This window comes from Formosa haliotis (assembly GCF_001685485.1).
GTDB classification, from domain to species: domain Bacteria; phylum Bacteroidota; class Bacteroidia; order Flavobacteriales; family Flavobacteriaceae; genus Formosa; species Formosa haliotis.
The window spans coordinates 3128928-3144591 of sequence record NZ_BDEL01000001.1; the positions used below are offsets into that span (position 1 = coordinate 3128928).

The 15664-nt window shown below is 31.2% G+C and carries 15 protein-coding genes and 1 pseudogene; 11 read left to right on the top strand and 5 right to left on the bottom strand.

From position 1 onward, the window contains the following. The first annotated feature begins 170 nt into the window (after window positions 1-170). The 9 genes and pseudogenes from A9D35_RS19260 (at window position 171) to A9D35_RS18940 (ending at window position 7535) form a co-directional block, all read left to right on the top strand. A pseudogene (locus tag A9D35_RS19260) lies at window positions 171-1001 on the top strand (TRAFAC clade GTPase domain-containing protein). After that, the gene (locus A9D35_RS13080) at window positions 998-2032 is read left to right on the top strand and encodes a GAP1-N1 domain-containing protein (RefSeq protein ID WP_066223696.1); all 1035 of its coding nucleotides are present in this window, start codon (window positions 998-1000) and stop codon (window positions 2030-2032) included. Before A9D35_RS19260 ends, A9D35_RS13080 begins: the two are co-directional and overlap by 4 nt. An 8-nt stretch (window positions 2033-2040) precedes the next feature. Beyond that, on the top strand, window positions 2041-3534 hold the full coding sequence (locus A9D35_RS13085; RefSeq protein WP_066223698.1) for an effector-associated domain EAD1-containing protein: 1494 nt from the start codon (window positions 2041-2043) through the stop codon (window positions 3532-3534). Window positions 3535-3540: 6 nt separating this feature from the next. Beyond that, entirely contained in the window at window positions 3541-3948 is a 408-nt protein-coding gene (locus tag A9D35_RS13090) for a hypothetical protein (protein WP_066223700.1), read from the top strand. Window positions 3949-4064: 116 nt separating this feature from the next. Further along, window positions 4065-4685 (top strand): hypothetical protein, encoded by a 621-nt coding sequence (locus tag A9D35_RS13095; protein WP_141675534.1) that lies wholly within the window; start codon window positions 4065-4067, stop codon window positions 4683-4685. Between the two features lie 2 nt (window positions 4686-4687). Continuing rightward, window positions 4688-5722, top strand: coding sequence for a trypsin-like peptidase domain-containing protein (locus A9D35_RS13100; protein WP_066223707.1), 1035 nt, complete (start codon window positions 4688-4690; stop codon window positions 5720-5722). Window positions 5723-5725: 3 nt separating this feature from the next. Beyond that, the gene (locus tag A9D35_RS13105; RefSeq protein ID WP_066223709.1) at window positions 5726-6652 is read left to right on the top strand and encodes a DNA/RNA non-specific endonuclease; all 927 of its coding nucleotides are present in this window, start codon (window positions 5726-5728) and stop codon (window positions 6650-6652) included. Between the two features lie 148 nt (window positions 6653-6800). Continuing rightward, window positions 6801-7082 carry a DUF4372 domain-containing protein gene (locus A9D35_RS19690; protein ID WP_369692204.1) on the top strand — a complete coding sequence of 94 codons (282 nt, stop codon included), beginning with the start codon at window positions 6801-6803 and terminating at the stop codon, window positions 7080-7082. Window positions 7083-7166: 84 nt separating this feature from the next. Beyond that, entirely contained in the window at window positions 7167-7535 is a 369-nt protein-coding gene (locus tag A9D35_RS18940) for a transposase (RefSeq protein WP_262487509.1), read from the top strand. Between the two features lie 202 nt (window positions 7536-7737). On the opposite strand, the gene A9D35_RS13115 is transcribed toward A9D35_RS18940, so the two are convergent. Genes A9D35_RS13115 through A9D35_RS13135 form a run of 5 tightly spaced genes read right to left on the bottom strand, consistent with a single transcriptional unit; the run spans window position 7738 to window position 13824 of the window. Next, a complete protein-coding gene (locus tag A9D35_RS13115; RefSeq protein ID WP_066223712.1) occupies window positions 7738-9063 on the bottom strand; it encodes a patatin-like phospholipase family protein in 1326 nt (441 codons plus the stop codon). A 39-nt stretch (window positions 9064-9102) separates the two neighbouring features. Beyond that, on the bottom strand, window positions 9103-11211 hold the full coding sequence (locus tag A9D35_RS13120; RefSeq protein WP_066223715.1) for an AAA family ATPase: 2109 nt from the start codon (window positions 11209-11211) through the stop codon (window positions 9103-9105). A gap of 7 nt (window positions 11212-11218) precedes the next feature. Then, window positions 11219-11674, bottom strand: a complete 456-nt coding sequence (locus A9D35_RS13125; protein WP_066223716.1) for a hypothetical protein — start codon at window positions 11672-11674, stop codon at window positions 11219-11221. Continuing rightward, a complete protein-coding gene (locus A9D35_RS13130; RefSeq protein ID WP_066223718.1) occupies window positions 11667-12764 on the bottom strand; it encodes a trypsin-like serine protease in 1098 nt (365 codons plus the stop codon). The genes A9D35_RS13125 and A9D35_RS13130 overlap by 8 nt, the downstream gene beginning before the upstream one ends. Next, the gene (locus A9D35_RS13135) at window positions 12754-13824 is read right to left on the bottom strand and encodes a ComEC/Rec2 family competence protein (RefSeq protein WP_066223720.1); all 1071 of its coding nucleotides are present in this window, start codon (window positions 13822-13824) and stop codon (window positions 12754-12756) included. Before A9D35_RS13135 ends, A9D35_RS13130 begins: the two co-directional genes overlap by 11 nt. A gap of 671 nt (window positions 13825-14495) precedes the next feature. On the opposite strand from A9D35_RS13135, the gene A9D35_RS13145 reads away from it, so the two are divergent. Together A9D35_RS13145 and A9D35_RS13150 are read left to right on the top strand one after the other, a co-directional pair. Then, entirely contained in the window at window positions 14496-14828 is a 333-nt protein-coding gene (locus A9D35_RS13145; protein WP_066223724.1) for a single-stranded DNA-binding protein, read from the top strand. Window positions 14829-14904: 76 nt separating this feature from the next. Beyond that, window positions 14905-15348 (top strand): JAB domain-containing protein, encoded by a 444-nt coding sequence (locus A9D35_RS13150; protein ID WP_066223727.1) that lies wholly within the window; start codon window positions 14905-14907, stop codon window positions 15346-15348. Window positions 15349-15664 lie beyond the last annotated feature (316 nt).

A 15664-nucleotide genomic window follows, 5' to 3' on the forward strand; every position in this document is an offset into this window, starting at 1 on the left:
TAGATATTAGCAACTTTTCAACGGATGATCCTGATATATTAGTTCATAAGAACAATATAGCTGTATTGGATTGGCTACTTTCCAAAGTGTTTTGTTTACAAAATTCAGAGATTCCGATTGAGAATGATAATACGGGAAATGATATTTTCTTAAATTATAAAAGCATGTAAATGGCGACATCTATATTACTAATTGGAAAACCTCATTCATCCAAGACGGTATTCCTTTCACAGTTTTACTCAAAATTGCAGCAAAATAAGAGTAAACTAAAACTTTATAAATCAGTGGATGATTTGTCTCCTATTGCAGGAGCAAGAGAAGCTCTGGCATCAGGAGAAGAACCTCAGACAACTCCGTCAGAAAAAAGCGTAAAATTTTACTTGCCCATTCAGGTAGCAGAAAAAGAGGTTGATTTGAAATGTCCGGAATATGGAGGAGAACAGGTTTTAACCATTGTTGAGAATCGGGAGTTAAATAAGGAATGGACAATTTCTATAAACGAAAGTGATAGCTAGATTTTGTTTGTCAGATTAAATAATGTGAACAAGCCTTTAGATATCAGTGATGTAACCTATTCTGAAGAATATCATGAAAACTCGAAAGAACTGGTGTCTGATGCCGAGTATAAAATATCGGACCAAAGCTTTTTTATCGAATTATTACAAATCCTTTTACATGCAAAAGGAACAAACTACCATAGGGTAAATGATAAGCCAAAGCTGACTATTGCTTTAACCTGTTGGGATGAAATGAATACAGAAGAAAAGCCTTATGATGTATTGAAATCCCAATTACCACTCTTATTAAACTTTTTGGAGTCTAACTGGGATAAAAATTATCTAAACATAATTGGTCTTTCCGCCCAGGGATTTTCTCTAACAATACCAGAGAACAAAGAAAAATATCAAATTGAAGGACCAGAGGAATTTGGCTATCTAGTATTGCCTGATGGCACTCGATCGAATGACATTACAGAACTAATAGAGCAAGCATTATTGTGAAAGTAACAATACATCAATCCATTTGCGGAGAAGTAAATAAAGCATGGGGCTTAATAAAAACCACCTTGCCTGATGTTAATATTGCTAAGAGTATTGCCTTTAGAACGGATTTACAAGATCAAACCAGTGGCATTAATTGGGAGCCAGCTATTCGTGGCTTTTCAGAAGGAGACTTCTTCCTAATTATGAAAACATTTGAAGATACAGCTTCTGATGTTAGAAGAGGCAGGAAGTTTTCTCATGTTTTGATGCTGCCTAAAAATGAGATTGTAAGCATTGATAATTTAGAACCAATTATCGACTTACTGTCCAAAGAAATAAATAAAAATATACTCTTGGAACCAATTTCAATAGAAATTTCATCAAGCAACACTACCGGTGTAATAGATAAGTTTCAAGGGAAATTCAACAAACTCATCAATGGTTATATCAACAGAAATAGATATAATAATACGTTGATCTGGATAGGGCAGGAATACTTTGATATGGCGGTTATAGAGTTGTGGAGAAGTTTAAATGTTGCTGAGAGACAAGATTTTTGCTTTGATATTGCCTTTAATAACGAAAATAAGGGAACAAGCCAGCTAAGTTTAATTGCTGTACCTGAAAGTGTGCAAAGTAAGTTTGTGAAATCAGACTTCTTTATTGTACGGCAGAATGATAACCATAAACCTACGGAGTTATTGGAACAATTGTTGATTGGTGATGCGTCAGTTCAGAAGCGTATTAATCGTTTCAAAAAAGCGATTGAATCAAAGTCATTATTAAGGGAAGATATAGCCTTAATAGCGAAAGGGATTGATACTTTTGAGCACGTGGAAAATAGTAAAGATCTTAAAAAGCTAAATACCCTTTCCCACATTATCGCAAAATATTCTCCTTTGCCAGAGCAAGGGATGGATTTTAAGAACCACCTGTTAACTATAATTGGCAAATTAGCTGAATCAGTAAACTTTTCGGATTTAATAGTATTAAGAAATTTCAAAACGGAAAGTTTCAAAAACTCAAAAAAACGTTATCATATGCATTAATAGCCTGGATGAAGAAAAATATATTTTCAATTGAAAATAATTCAGAGGGTTATAGTTTGTTTTTTGAACAAATAAAAAAGAGTGATCTGAGTTGGTGGGATAAAGTAATAATTCAAGAGCTTGAATCCTACTTAGGAACCGTTCAAGTTTCCAAGATTGCTGCTGTCTACGCTTGGTTAATGGAATCGCCATACATTCTGCCCATAATTAAATCTTTTATTGATAAATCCAAAAATGCTGAAAGCTTTTTTATTGAAAAATTACCTAAGAAAACTTCAAAGGAACTTATTGAAGAATTACAAAAATTCTCGATAAGCAATAATTGGCTAAGGTTGTACGCCCATCTATTGGATAGGCAATTTGAATTAGGTACTGCTCTAACAGAACTATTCAAAATTGATCAGGATGAAAATTATTTTGAAGCTATTGAGGTGATAATAGCAGGAAAAGATGATGACTCGGTTATTGATTATGCAGTTGATACTAGTGAACTTCGAATGATTAAAATTGCCGGTAAATCTTGCCATAATATACCTAAGCATCTGATGAGAATGGATATTTTAAATGACAATTGGCAGCTAATTTGGGCAGAGGCGATTGAAAATGGAAATCAAGTCGATACTGGTTTAAAAGAGCCTGAAATAGAAATACATAAATTGTTTGACCATCTTATTGGTGGCAATGTGGTTTCTGAAAGACTTATTGATAAAATTTCCCAATCCGAATTTGGAAATCTACTAACATATCCGAATAGGGCTGTTTTATGGGGGAAACTTTCTTTGTCTGCAAAAGGCAATTTCTTAATCAAAACGTCAGCTGAATTACTTGAACAACTCAGTAAAAATTCAACCATTGAGATACCGAACGATACTGTTTTGTTAGATCATATTAGTAGAAAGGGTGTTTTCGACTTTTTATATTATAATAGAAATAATATTAAATCAGTAATCCCAGTATTTGAAAAATTTTCTCAACTAAGTGACAATAACCTTCGGAATTATCTAAATAATTTTTCAGGACAAATTGATGCTATTGATGCTACTCAATTAGGGAGACTGATAGCAAGAAGACGTTTTTTTAATTCTGCTCATACCATTAATTCTAAGTCCTCTAAAAATAATAATTGGCGATTTGCACTGGTAGAATGCTATGACTTGTTGGATTTTTGGACAAAATTGTTTTCTCCAAATTCGGGAGATAAATTGTCATCTAGCATTACACAAGATGAATGGTGGCAAAATACAGAGGAATTAATTATCGAATTATATCCAAATGGAACTTCATTAACAACCATTTGGAAAAAGGCAGGCGGAAAAGAATCTGATCTACTCGCAAAAGGAACACCAAGCGAAATTTGGAGTGATGTGTTTTATAAATTACGTAAGGAGCACTTCAAAGGAATAACAATGAACAATTTACTTAAAGAAGTAAAAAAACAATATGGGGAAAACCAGAAGTTTAAAATAATATATGATTTGCGAAAAAACTATATAAAAACATAACCAACTATGAGTTTAATAGAGCTATACAAAGGAACAAAGCTAATTGAAACTATAGAAAATTATGCTTTAGCTGAAGAAATAAAACCTCTAAATGACAAGGATTCAAATAGTGAATATTTTTGGTTCTCTAATGATGAGGAGTTTTGGAGTAGTGTAATTACTGATCCTGATAAATATTGGAATCAAGAGATTGATTTATATTGTTTTGTTGTTTCTGATTGGGTAGCTCGTGTTCCTGGTCTCTATTGGGAGCCTTCTTCATATGTAATGAGGCAGCACAAGAAGGAAGAAATAGCTCTCCAAAGTAAACATTGGGTAGAGTTTTATCCTCCAGGAAAATCTAGAAAGGTGATGGGGGGAATTGGAACTTTAATGTTGCCTCCAGCGGAGGATGGTAAAATATTATTTCGATAAGTGCTGGGTGTAATGCATCTGTTGGTATTCCTATGTTATGTTTTCCTGAAGTTTATGATCAACTAAATCTTAGACAGGGAGATTGTGTGGTTATAAAGAGGGCAAAATGGCAAGCTATGGATGTACATTGGGCATCTAAATTTGCTTCTACCAAAAAAATGCCAAGAGGATATATGGTTATTGATTCCATTGATAAAATAGAAGTCATAGAAAGAGACCTTCCAGTGGCTTATCATCCTTTTTCTATAATGGAATATGAATATCAAGACAGCCTTTTTTATGACTTTGTATATGTAACGGCAGATAGTAAACTAGAAAATGGCATTTCAAAAATTGAACGATTTTTTGAAGATTACGCAAGGAAAGAAGAAAGAAATGGTCAGTATCTTTTAAATCCAAATTTAGTAAATCCAATTTTTCAATCCCGCTACATGTCTCCCATCGAATTAGTTCGGGCAGCTGAGAAGGCTAAGTTGAATATTCTTTATGAAAGAATCAGGGGGACTTATTTTAAAGAACAATCGATTGATCAGTTGGTGATAAAATTACCTCAATTTTATCAATCAAGTGCAACGGTTAAAACTTTAGTTAAAAATGTAGGTTTGAATATTGCATTAATAGAGGAAGGAGCTGCAATTGATATGCTGTCACAACTTATAGATGTATGCATTAAAAAAGGAATAGTAGAAAATCTTATCGATAGGGTTGCAGTAGAGTACCCACAAATATTTGACTAATTATGACCTGGACTAAAAAACATACACAGCTAAACGATATTTTCAGTGATCTGGTTCCCAATAAAGAAGGGATTACGAAATATGTAAGAGATGCAGGTTTAAAGCCTCAGTTTATAGATACTAGCGGTAATGCAATGGATGTATGGAGTAATGTTATATCAGAGGCAGAAAAAAACAGTAAGGTTGATAATTTAGTTCGATCAATGCTAACTACTTATCCTGATAATTCTTTTCTGAAATCAGCTTTAAATTCAGGAGAAATTGATTTTTCTTTAAGTCCTGATATTGATGAGACATCATTTTGGGAAGAGGTTTCAGACGATACATTGGAAGTTTTGACAATGGAACAAAGCTCCCTCTTACCTGTAAATTTCTTAGCGAAGGGTGTATTAAAGAGTAAATCCGTTGGCAAGGTTGAGGTGAAAATAGGAAGTAGTAATTATAGCGTTGGTACGGGTTTTCTGTTTAAAATTAGTGGAATAGACGATGTATTCTTTATAACTAATTATCATGTAATACATAATAGAGAGGATATAGAACGGACGAGAATTATATTTGATTTTGAATTAGATATAAACGGTGATTCATTGCCTTCTAGAAGTTTTAAAATTGACCCCAATGGCCCATGGTATTGCTCAGAAATAAAAGAGTATGATGCAACAATCTTTAAACTAATTGATCAGGATAGTACTTTGGCGGAATTTGGTTGGATAGATTTAAAAGAAATTGAGATTACTAAAAATGATTTTGTGAATATTATTCAGCATCCGAAAGGTGAAATGAAAAAGATTTCTCTTTATCATAATATCGTTACACATAAAGATGAAAGAGTGGTTCAGTATCTTACCGATACTCAAAGAGGATCTTCGGGGTCTCCAGTATTTAATTCCGATTGGGAAGTTGTTGCCTTGCATCATAGTGGGGGAGGTAGTAGGCCAGGGGAGCCTGCACTACCATCTGGAATTAAATCACGTAATGAAGGTATTTTTATTAATAACATAATCCAATTTTTTACAGAAAACCATCAAAATATTTAAAAAATGAATAACGAAATTCTATTTAAAGGTTATGACGAGAATTTTATTTCGGGTCAAACAATTCCTTTACCAATTCTTAATAAGGAACAAAAAGATGATTTAGTTTTGGATAAAAACAATAATAGTATAATTAATTATATAAATTATAGTTTGCAACTATCTGCCATCCACAAATTCCCATTTTATACAGCAACCAACATAGATGGGTTGAATTTTAAAAAGGTTCCAAGAAGGGATAATTGGCGTAAAGATGCTAGAATTCGTAAAGACCTACAGTGGGGGCTCGAATTGTATAGAGCTCCAAAAAGTAATTTTGACCGCGGTCATATGACAAAAAGGGAAGATGTTCAATGGGGAGCATCTATTGGCTTGGCTCTAAATGCTGCTGATTCTACTTTTTATTATACTAATTCAGTTCCTCAACATAAAGATCTTAACCGTGCAATTTGGCGGAGTTTGGAGGATTATATTTTACATACCGAAACAAATGCAAATGAATTAAAGGTGTCTGTATTCACTGGTCCCGTCTTGTCTAGACAAAACCCATATTTTGTTACGGCAATTAATGATGAACAGATTCAGATACCTTCACTTTTTTGGAAAGTGGTTGTATTTCAAAAAGAAGATGGTAATCTTTACCGAGTAGCCTTCATAATGAGTCAAAATAAGTTGTTATTAAATGATGGTATTATAGAAGAATTAGAGCGAGATGATTTGTTGTTTATGCAGTTCGATGATTCTGCAACTTATCAAGTTAATGTATCTCTTGTTGAGGAGATTACTGGATTGGAGTTTCCCGTTGCCATGGATTCCTATTCGGACGATAGAAGTATTAAATTAGTTTTAAATGAAGTAGATATAGATCCTGATTTAGAATCGTTATCAATTGAAAATGAATTAGGTTTTGTGATTGAGCATATTTATCTATAGAGTTGTTGTATCTGAATTATGTATCATTAGTGTCCAGTAAAAAATTACCGAGAAAAACCTTTTAAAGAACCACCAGGTATGTTTACTTTTGAGTTACGACACAAAAAAGTAAGACATTGGTAAAAGTAAAAATTTTAACGGACAGCCTATATTTAATCAGTTATTAATGTTCCTTGACAAGAGTGAGATAAGAAAAATAGCGAAAAAACACAACAGTGAGCGGTATGTAAAGAAGTTTACTAATTATAATCATCTGGTTGTTATGTTATTTGTAGCCTTTGAAGGCTATCATTCCATACGAGAGGTAATTCTTGGGCTACTTTCGAATGCTCATAAATTAGCTCACTCGAGTTTAAGCTATCTGGTTAAGCGCAGTACCTTTTCAGAGGCTAATAATCGTCGTAGGAGTAAGGTTTTAGAAGATATCTAAATGGCAGTATATAGAAAACATGCTTCAAGTTTAGCGACAGCCGATTAAAAGACATAGAACTAAAGCGTTTATAGATTATAGATTATAGATTCATCAACGATATCACTGTTCAAGGTTATCCTAAAAGGTGTTGGACGAAATCCAAAAAACGGTAGAAAGAAAGGGGGAATCAAAGCTCATACGTTGATTAAGGCAGATGAGAACGTACCCTGCTTAATCCGTTATTGTAAAGCCGCCAAACATGATCATATGTTTTTGAAAGAGGCTCAAAACCTGCCGTCCGGTTCAATAATGACCTTTGACCAAGGGTATATTGATTACACGCAGTATGAAGCTTTTACAAATAATTCCATTTGGTACGTCACCAGATTGAAAGATAATGCGCTTTATAAAGCTAGAAAGGAATTTGATATACCTGACGATGCAGATTCTGGTGTGTTAAAAGTTGAATAAATTGTACTTCTTTATGGCATAAATCGAACCGTAAAAAGTGGCACTGTTTATACCGAAATCAGTGGTACAAATCGAACCGTGTTAGCCAATAATCAGATTATTTATTATTTCTATTTTAAATTATGAAAGTTTATATTGTTATATAGTTTTGATTTTAAGATTAATATTATTTTGTAATTAATATTTGAAATTATTAAAATTTCTAAATCCAATCTAAGTCATTCATTGCTTTTGCAAAAGTTTGATGACCTTTTGCAAATATATATTCACCATTAATTGTCTTTGTCCATTGAACAGGTTCATTTTTTAAATTTCCATTTTTCCAGTCTTCAAAGCATGATTTTAATAATTCTATTTCACTCTGTTCAGTTACATCCATGTCTAGATTATATAATTTGTTTATTAATTCATTTGAATTATTATTTTTTATAATTTGGGGAGATAACCTTAAAAATCTTTTATCATTACTAGGGTCATCCTTGCCAGAAAATAAACTTATGTAAGCACTATAAGAAGCCCAAGTTTGAGGTTCGAATAAAATAGATTGAGATAAATTAGAAATAGTTGAAGAATAGAATTTCGCCCCCTTAAATAAACGAAAAAACAAACCAATTTTTCTTTTAGTTTTTTGCCAATCAATATGTCCATCTATATTTCTAACAACTCTTTTTCCTAAAAGACATGTGTAATATTCATCTCTGAAATTATCACTATCTTCATCAGAAACCAATTTACTTCCAGTGCCTATAGAAATGACATGAATGGCTTTACGATCTACATTATTTGCTAGAGCTTCTGTGATTCCTACCATGACAGGATTATTAAATCCTCCTAAAGCGCCATCCCATAAATATCGTCTTCTGGTATTTTTAATTCCCTTAATTTTAGGGACTAAAACCGCTGGAAAGTCAAAATAATTTACAGGTGCATTAGATGCACCGTGAACAGCTCCAACTAAGCTAACTTGTTCAAAATGGTCTATGTTTGCAATAATCTCAGCTCTAGCTTTGCTTTTTTCATTGGATCGGAAAAGTTTAGCTCTTTTATTTATAATATCAAAAGTAGTTATAATTATTTCTAGGGACTCTTTTCCTATTATCGTTGGAAGTTCAGAAAGCGTGAAATCATTGAGTTTTGTTTCATTGTTAATTAATAAGAGTTCTTCTAATGCCTGTTTTTTCGAAGTTGTAGAATAACGAGTGCCTATTGACTTTATACCCGCTAAGGACATGAAATTAGTGGGGAAATATCTTAGCTTGAAATTTAATTTTTTAAAAATACTTTCTCTTACTGATTTATTTTCAAACAATGAAATAATTTCATTAAAAGACCAATTGCAAGCTAAACCAGCTAATACCATACTGCCTCCAGAATTAGCGATAACTAGGTCAAAATGTCTTAAAACTTCATGGCCTTTTATTTCTCTGTTAGGATATTTTAAACTGAAAATATTTTTTAATGCTAAAACTTGAAGTATTGCCCAGCTACCTCCTCCATCAAGTGATAAAATTTTATATTTTTCATTCATGTTGATTACTTTTTAAAATCCCAAAAGTTTCAAATTATTTTAACTGAAATGTTTAATTACTTTATCACTACCTAAATTTATTAATTGATAAGAATCTTTATCTAAATCTTTAACCAATTCAATTAAATCAAATTTTTCTTTTTCATCTAATTCTTTTTCTGTTGATGAGAAAATTATAGTTTGTTTAACTGTGTTTTCTGAACATCTATGGAATAATTTTTTTAAACTGCTTTGTTTAGCTTTATGTTGACCAGGTTCGTCAAACATAATTAATCCTGGGTGTTTAACTCCATTATCACGTAATGCTAATGTGTAAGCCCAAATATTCCTAACAAAATCAGAAGCGGAAGAGTTGATTCTAATAGATTGGGGTTGAGTATCATCTTTACCTCTTTTATATACTGGAAAATATTTAAAAGGATCCTTTCTATTAATTGAAATTTGGTAATTTCTATTGCTGTCATATCCAAAATCAAACAATAATTTTTTGTAATTTTTCTCAAATGAACTTAGAGTATTTTCGTCATCAGATTGCTTTAGTCCTTCTATTGCTTTTGTTACATTGAAATATTTATTTGCTAACTCTAAAAGAGTTTCTTTTAATTCAACGATTTGAACATTAAACTGTTCAAGATTTTTTACTTCTTGTTGTAGCTGTATTTTTTTAACAACTTCAGTCTCTGATAAAGCTCTATCATCAGCAATTAAATCTCTAGATAAAGACTTAATAACACTTTCTTGATTTCTTAGATTGTTTTTTAAATATTGCAATAATGTATTTTTCTCTTCAATAGTTTCATTTAGGCTTTTAAGAGTTGTTTCTATTATTTTTTTTTGACTTATCAGAAAGCCTTTATTTTCTTCAAGTGATAATTGAGGAATTTTAAAATCTGGCCGAGATAATATATCCTGAGTTACAGGTTGCGCACATGTAGGGCATTTTGCTTCATTATGTTTTTTAAATAAATTATTATTGAATACTTTAATCAAATTATTATGATCTTTGATTTCTTTTTCTATAACTATCAATTGGTTATTGATATTTTGTTGTTGTAGTTTTTCAATATTCAATTTATTTTCAAAGGTAGTCACATAGTTAATTAAATCATTGTATTTAGTTTTATTAACTTCATACTGTAAAAGTATTTCATCTTTACTGCTTTCAATAATTGCAATTGGTTTATTTACTAGTTCAGCAATTCTTTCTGATTTAGTATTTAAATATTCATCATAAGTAATTATTTCTTCTTCTGAAATTTGAAAAGATGAGGATATTTTTTCTATTTCTTTTTTGTCTGTAGTTATGTTTTCAGGTATAGAAGTAATAATTGCATTATTTTGTTTTTCTAAAAATGAAAATGCCTTTATAATTTTATTCCAATTATCTAAAATTTCATTTTTACTTTTATAAAAAACGTCTCTTTTAGTAGAGTTTTTAATTTCGTCTAAATTTAGAAGGAACTCAATTATTTTTTCTTTAGGTTTAGTAACTCCAAAGTATGGCATTGTAGCAAAAAAATCGGACCATCCCTTGGTTTGTTCAATAAATATAGCAGAAAAAATCATTTGAAGATATAGAGGGCTATAGTTTGATGTGCGAGAACTACTACTGACCTCAGGTAAATCGATTCCGATGAAATCTGTAAACCACTGATAAAATCCATTTGGGTTATCATTATTACCTTGCCCATTTACAAAAAACACACCTTTGTCTTCGTCCTTTGTTGAACTAATTTGCCCTAATCTTGATTTATAAATTGTAATGTTAGATTCTTTTTCGTCACCATCAGCACCTTTGATCACACGTTCTAAACTATAATAACCACCATCTATATTTTCTATTTCTAAATAAACTTTAGACCAAATAATTTGATATGTTATATCTTTTTCTTCTTCTGTACTTTCTGTTTTAATAATAAAGCTATCTTTTAAAGCTTTATCCAAAGCTTTGTTATTATGCCCACCTAATAGCTCTTCCATGCCTAATGCATAAAAAATACAAGTATTAACTGTTGTTTTACCCCTTGAATTTTCTCCTGCTACAATGTTCAGTCCCTGCTTAAAAGGGAAGTCAAAGCCATATAAATCATCTATAGTTTCACTTTTATCTGTTAGGATTTCAGTTCTTAATCTATTTATTTTAAACATATTGAATTTATAATAGTTTCCAATTATTATTTGCTTTTTGCAATTTTGTTTTAGGTATCCAACCTATTTCTTTTATTTTGTTTATTTCATCATGAAATAAATCATAATTTTCAATTGATTTCAAAATTTCTAACCCACTACTCGTTATTGCAATTTCTAATTGCTTTGAGATGATTTTTTTTTCTATATAATTTTCGATGTAACCAATAGCTAACACTTTCTCAAGTCCAAATTCGAAAGACCAAGGTGTTAATGAATTTCTTAGTCTCATTTTTAAATCATACAGTATTTGATAATTATTTTCATCTCTTAATGCCCAAAACATTAAATGAATTAATTGTAAACCAGCTTTATTTTTGCTTCCGCAGTGATTAATAATAGCAAGTAAGATTACCAGCTTAAAATACGCATTATATCTTATAGATACTGATGTTTTTTTCTCGTCTAATATTATATTAATCATTGTTTGTGAAATTTAATGTGCAAATACCTAACCATTCAATTAACTGAAATTCTGATAAATCAAATGTTGTCGTAGAAGGCATAAATTCTAAAATAGATTTTAATTCATTCTGTAAATCTCTTTGAGATAATTTTGCTTCGTTTGGTCTATCAACAGATAAAGAGTATTGTGTCTTAACTTGATTTACAAGTTTTGAAACTTTTGTTTTAAACTCACTAAATAAATCTGGATAAATTCTTGAATAAGTATCGATATTTTCTTTCATAGATAGATAACTTCTAATTTGATTTACAGTTATTTCATCACATAAAATAGAATCGGGATATAAAACTTTATTTTTTTTATATAGATAATTGAAGAATTGACTGTCGGTCTTCTTAAATGCTAAAATTTCACTTTCTGTTCTTTCTCTTCTGTTATTCTCTTCCCAGTTTATAAGATTTTCAAAATCAGATAAATCTATATAGTCTTCGAAATAGTCTTTAATATGGTGGACAGAACAACAATTAATGTCACTATTATAAGCTTGTTCTGTAACAACTGAATTTAATATTCCAATTAGAAAAGGTGTTTTATGTCTATAAACAAAAACTCCACTTCCTGAGAGTCCGCCTGCGATTAAATCTCCATCATTACCAGCCTGTTGAAAAGTTTCACCATCATATAATGTAATCTTGAAACAATGATTTGAATCACTACTAGTAATAAGCTTACAGGGAAAAGGTCTATATTCATCATTGTTTATGCCTTGATACCCACAGAATTCAACAGTAGTATTAGGTAAAAAGCTATGTGCTATTTTATATTGATAAAGCAATTTTTCTTCGTCTTCAAAATCTATTTCTAAAAGTGCGTAGTCTTTTTCAGAGTCAAATTCCTTTATAGAGACAACTGAAATATTTTTAAATTCAGATTGGTAATCTGTTTGCTTTTGTATTTCAATTTCTTTAATAATGGGCATTTCATCGCCTAAGCAATGAGCAGCTGTAAACACATAAAAAGTATCACATCCCGCAATTAAAACACCACTCCCAATTTTTCCATTACATTTAATTCTTACGCAATAGTTTTCCGCATTATTATAAGTCATTTTTAGTAAATGTATTTTTATGTTCTATGTTCCAATTGCCATTTTTTAAATCTTCATCTGCTATAAATTCACCGATTCTTAATTTTATCCTATCTAAACTATAGTTGGTATAAATATTTAAAATATCATCATTACGATTTTTTTTACATACTATTCGTGCAATGGTTTCTCTTGACGGATGTTTATGTTTTGAAGTGCCTCCATTGGTTGAAATTATATAGTTGTTAGACTTAATTAAAGATAATAGATCTTGTGAAGTGTTGTTTAAGCTTCCGTGATGTGAAACTTTTACGAAATCAACTTCCACTGGGGTCGATTCACTATAATCCATATTTTTCAAATTATCAATAATAACTTCCGCTCTTGAATCTGCTAAAAGAAGTAAGCTTAAATCTGGACATCTTAATAAAAAAGCAATAGAAGAGGAATTGTAAATATCATTGTCAATTGATTTTTCTGGCTTAAAGTCTATTTTATTAAGTTCCTCAAGAGATTTTGAAAAGCTTGGTTTACATATGGAAATCTGTGATTTTATAGCTTTTTCAATAGGCTTATTTCTTTTTTTAAGCCAGGCTTTATACAATTTGTTTATAATTTCAGAAGTAGGTGAAAGTATTGTAAACTCTAAGTCTTTAATATTTATAATTCTATTTTCTGTGGTAATTTCTTTAATTGCTACACCATTTTTTTTCTCTTTTATTAGAGCCTTCCAATCTTCTGCTTGGGGTACACTAATAATAGCTTTTTCAGATCTTGATTCATAGAATTCCGCATCAGGTTGGTTATACCAAATTTCACCAATTTCTATTTTTTCAATTAAACCATTCTTAAAAAAGTTTTTTAAACCACCTATATGATCATTATCTATGTGTGTTAATACAAGCAAATCGATTTTAGCAATTTCCTTTAGGTGTTTCTTTAAAGAATATTTAAATGTTGTTGGTGTTCCTCCGTCTATGAGGATAATGACCTCATTCCTATTTTTGTCATATGTTTTTATTAATATGGAGTCTCCATTATTAGCAGGCAAAATGTTTAATTCGGTTTCGATTCTTATCATTTATAGAAGTAATAATCGCAATTTAAAAAATCTTTGAGTTAGTTTTTTTAGCTAAATTAAGCAATATAATAAAATTGCCTGTATTTTAAAGACAGTCTTCAAAGTGCTTAACTAATTCTATTAAGAGTTATATTATTTATAGATTTTTTGTGGGGTAGGTTCTCATTTTTTTTTAAGGAAAGCCAATCCCCAAATTTTCTTAACCGCTGGATCGGGAAAGCCTTCTCTGGGCTTTCCGCGCTCCCTCGTAAAAATTCCGGTCTTGTCAAAACATTTTAAGGGGTTTATAATGTTTGAGGCCTTTGTTGGTTTTTGGTACAGCAAAAACCAGGCATAGCCTAAGGCGCTTCTATTTTGAACCTCCATAACTCCGTTTGTTTAACTTCCCGTACACGCACTTCATTATGGGCTTCAAAAGAAGGCCAAAGGCTATTGTGAACCTTGTAAAGACCATGCAAATTTTAGCCAAACTTAAGGTTTCTACGTCCTTGAAAATCCAAGGATTTTACTACGTCGCAGACACTCCTGAATTTTTGCTAAAAGTCTTGACAAGCTCCACCTCAAACATGGTTCTCTTTTAGAGAGAAGTATACAAAGCACCCCTTAAAATTTCAATCACATTAAAATCAGAAAACCTAAGGGGAATTATTAACCTTTTAAATGTTTTAATCATGAGTACAATTAAAAACAGAGTGCAGTTAATCGGTAACGTAGGACAGGAACCAACGATGACCATTTTAGAAGACGGAAAAAAGTTAGCCCGTATATCACTGGCTACTAATGAGCATTACCATAACAAAAAGGGTGAAAAGCAAACCAACACCAGTTGGCACACCTTAATAGCCTGGGGTAAGAAAGCTGATATCATTGAAAGCTATGTGACCAAAGGCAAGGAAATTGCAATCGAGGGAAAACTGAGCTCAAGAAGCTATGATGATAAGGACGGTGTAAAGCGCTATGTTACGGAGATTACAGTAAGTGAAATCTTGTTATTGGGTAACTAATATTAAAATAAAAGGGTGCTCCCTTTATTTATAGCACCCTTTTTAATTAACGTTTAAACATTTAAATCAAAAACGTATGAAGCGCAAAGTTAATGAAATTCAGGTACGCTATAAAGAGAAATTAAAAGCTACTTTATCAATTGGTTGTTCTCAGGATGCTTGCAATGTATTATATGATAATTGGAATAAGGATACGATAAGTTTACATGAATCCTTTAAGATAATTCTTTTAAATAATTCAAATAAGGTTAAAGGAATCTATGAACTTTCATCAGGAAGTATAACAGGTACTTTAGTCGATTTACGCATACTTTTTGCGATTGTATTAAAATCTTTAAGTACGGCTATTATTTTGGCTCATAACCATCCCAGCGGAAAATTAAAGCCTAGTGAAGCTGACAAACAAATTACAAATAAGATTAAACAAGCAGCTTTATTTTTAGATGTTAAAGTTCTGGATCATATAATCATTATACCAAATGGCGACTTTTTTAGTTTTGCCGATAGTGGCATATTATAATTGATATATCAAATGAATAGAGATTAGGACCTTTGAATTTTCAGAGGTCTTTTTTCTTTCACAATGCAATCGAAATTAGCGTTTAATATTTATAGTGTTTGGCAATTTCATAACGTTTGTATTGAAATCGATACATTTGAAATCAATCCGGTTTTTCAATTTACTTCCTATTGTTATACCTTGAAACTAGTCATTGAGCAGCTCAGTAATAATGATATTAAGCGGTAAAATGGTGTGAGAATTTTTGTCCCTGCGGGACAAAATCGAATAGCAAGAGGGTAACACGCTGCGCGGTGTTACAGGGTTCGATTTCGCT

Excerpts from the sequence above, each read along its gene's own strand:
- A9D35_RS13085 (WP_066223698.1), top strand. The coding sequence starts at position 2,041 with ATGAAGAAAAATATATTTTCAATTGAAAATAATTCAGAGGGTTATAGT.
- A9D35_RS13090 (WP_066223700.1), top strand. The coding sequence starts at position 3,541 with ATGAGTTTAATAGAGCTATACAAAGGAACAAAGCTAATTGAAACTATA.
- A9D35_RS13095 (WP_141675534.1), top strand. The coding sequence starts at position 4,065 with ATGGATGTACATTGGGCATCTAAATTTGCTTCTACCAAAAAAATGCCA.
- A9D35_RS13100 (WP_066223707.1), top strand. The coding sequence starts at position 4,688 with ATGACCTGGACTAAAAAACATACACAGCTAAACGATATTTTCAGTGAT.
- A9D35_RS13105 (WP_066223709.1), top strand. The coding sequence starts at position 5,726 with ATGAATAACGAAATTCTATTTAAAGGTTATGACGAGAATTTTATTTCG.
- A9D35_RS13115 (WP_066223712.1), bottom strand. The coding sequence starts at position 9,063 with ATGAATGAAAAATATAAAATTTTATCACTTGATGGAGGAGGTAGCTGG.
- A9D35_RS13120 (WP_066223715.1), bottom strand. The coding sequence starts at position 11,211 with ATGTTTAAAATAAATAGATTAAGAACTGAAATCCTAACAGATAAAAGT.
- A9D35_RS13125 (WP_066223716.1), bottom strand. The coding sequence starts at position 11,674 with ATGATTAATATAATATTAGACGAGAAAAAAACATCAGTATCTATAAGA.
- A9D35_RS13130 (WP_066223718.1), bottom strand. The coding sequence starts at position 12,764 with ATGACTTATAATAATGCGGAAAACTATTGCGTAAGAATTAAATGTAAT.
- A9D35_RS13135 (WP_066223720.1), bottom strand. The coding sequence starts at position 13,824 with ATGATAAGAATCGAAACCGAATTAAACATTTTGCCTGCTAATAATGGA.
- A9D35_RS13145 (WP_066223724.1), top strand. The coding sequence starts at position 14,496 with ATGAGTACAATTAAAAACAGAGTGCAGTTAATCGGTAACGTAGGACAG.
- A9D35_RS13150 (WP_066223727.1), top strand. The coding sequence starts at position 14,905 with ATGAAGCGCAAAGTTAATGAAATTCAGGTACGCTATAAAGAGAAATTA.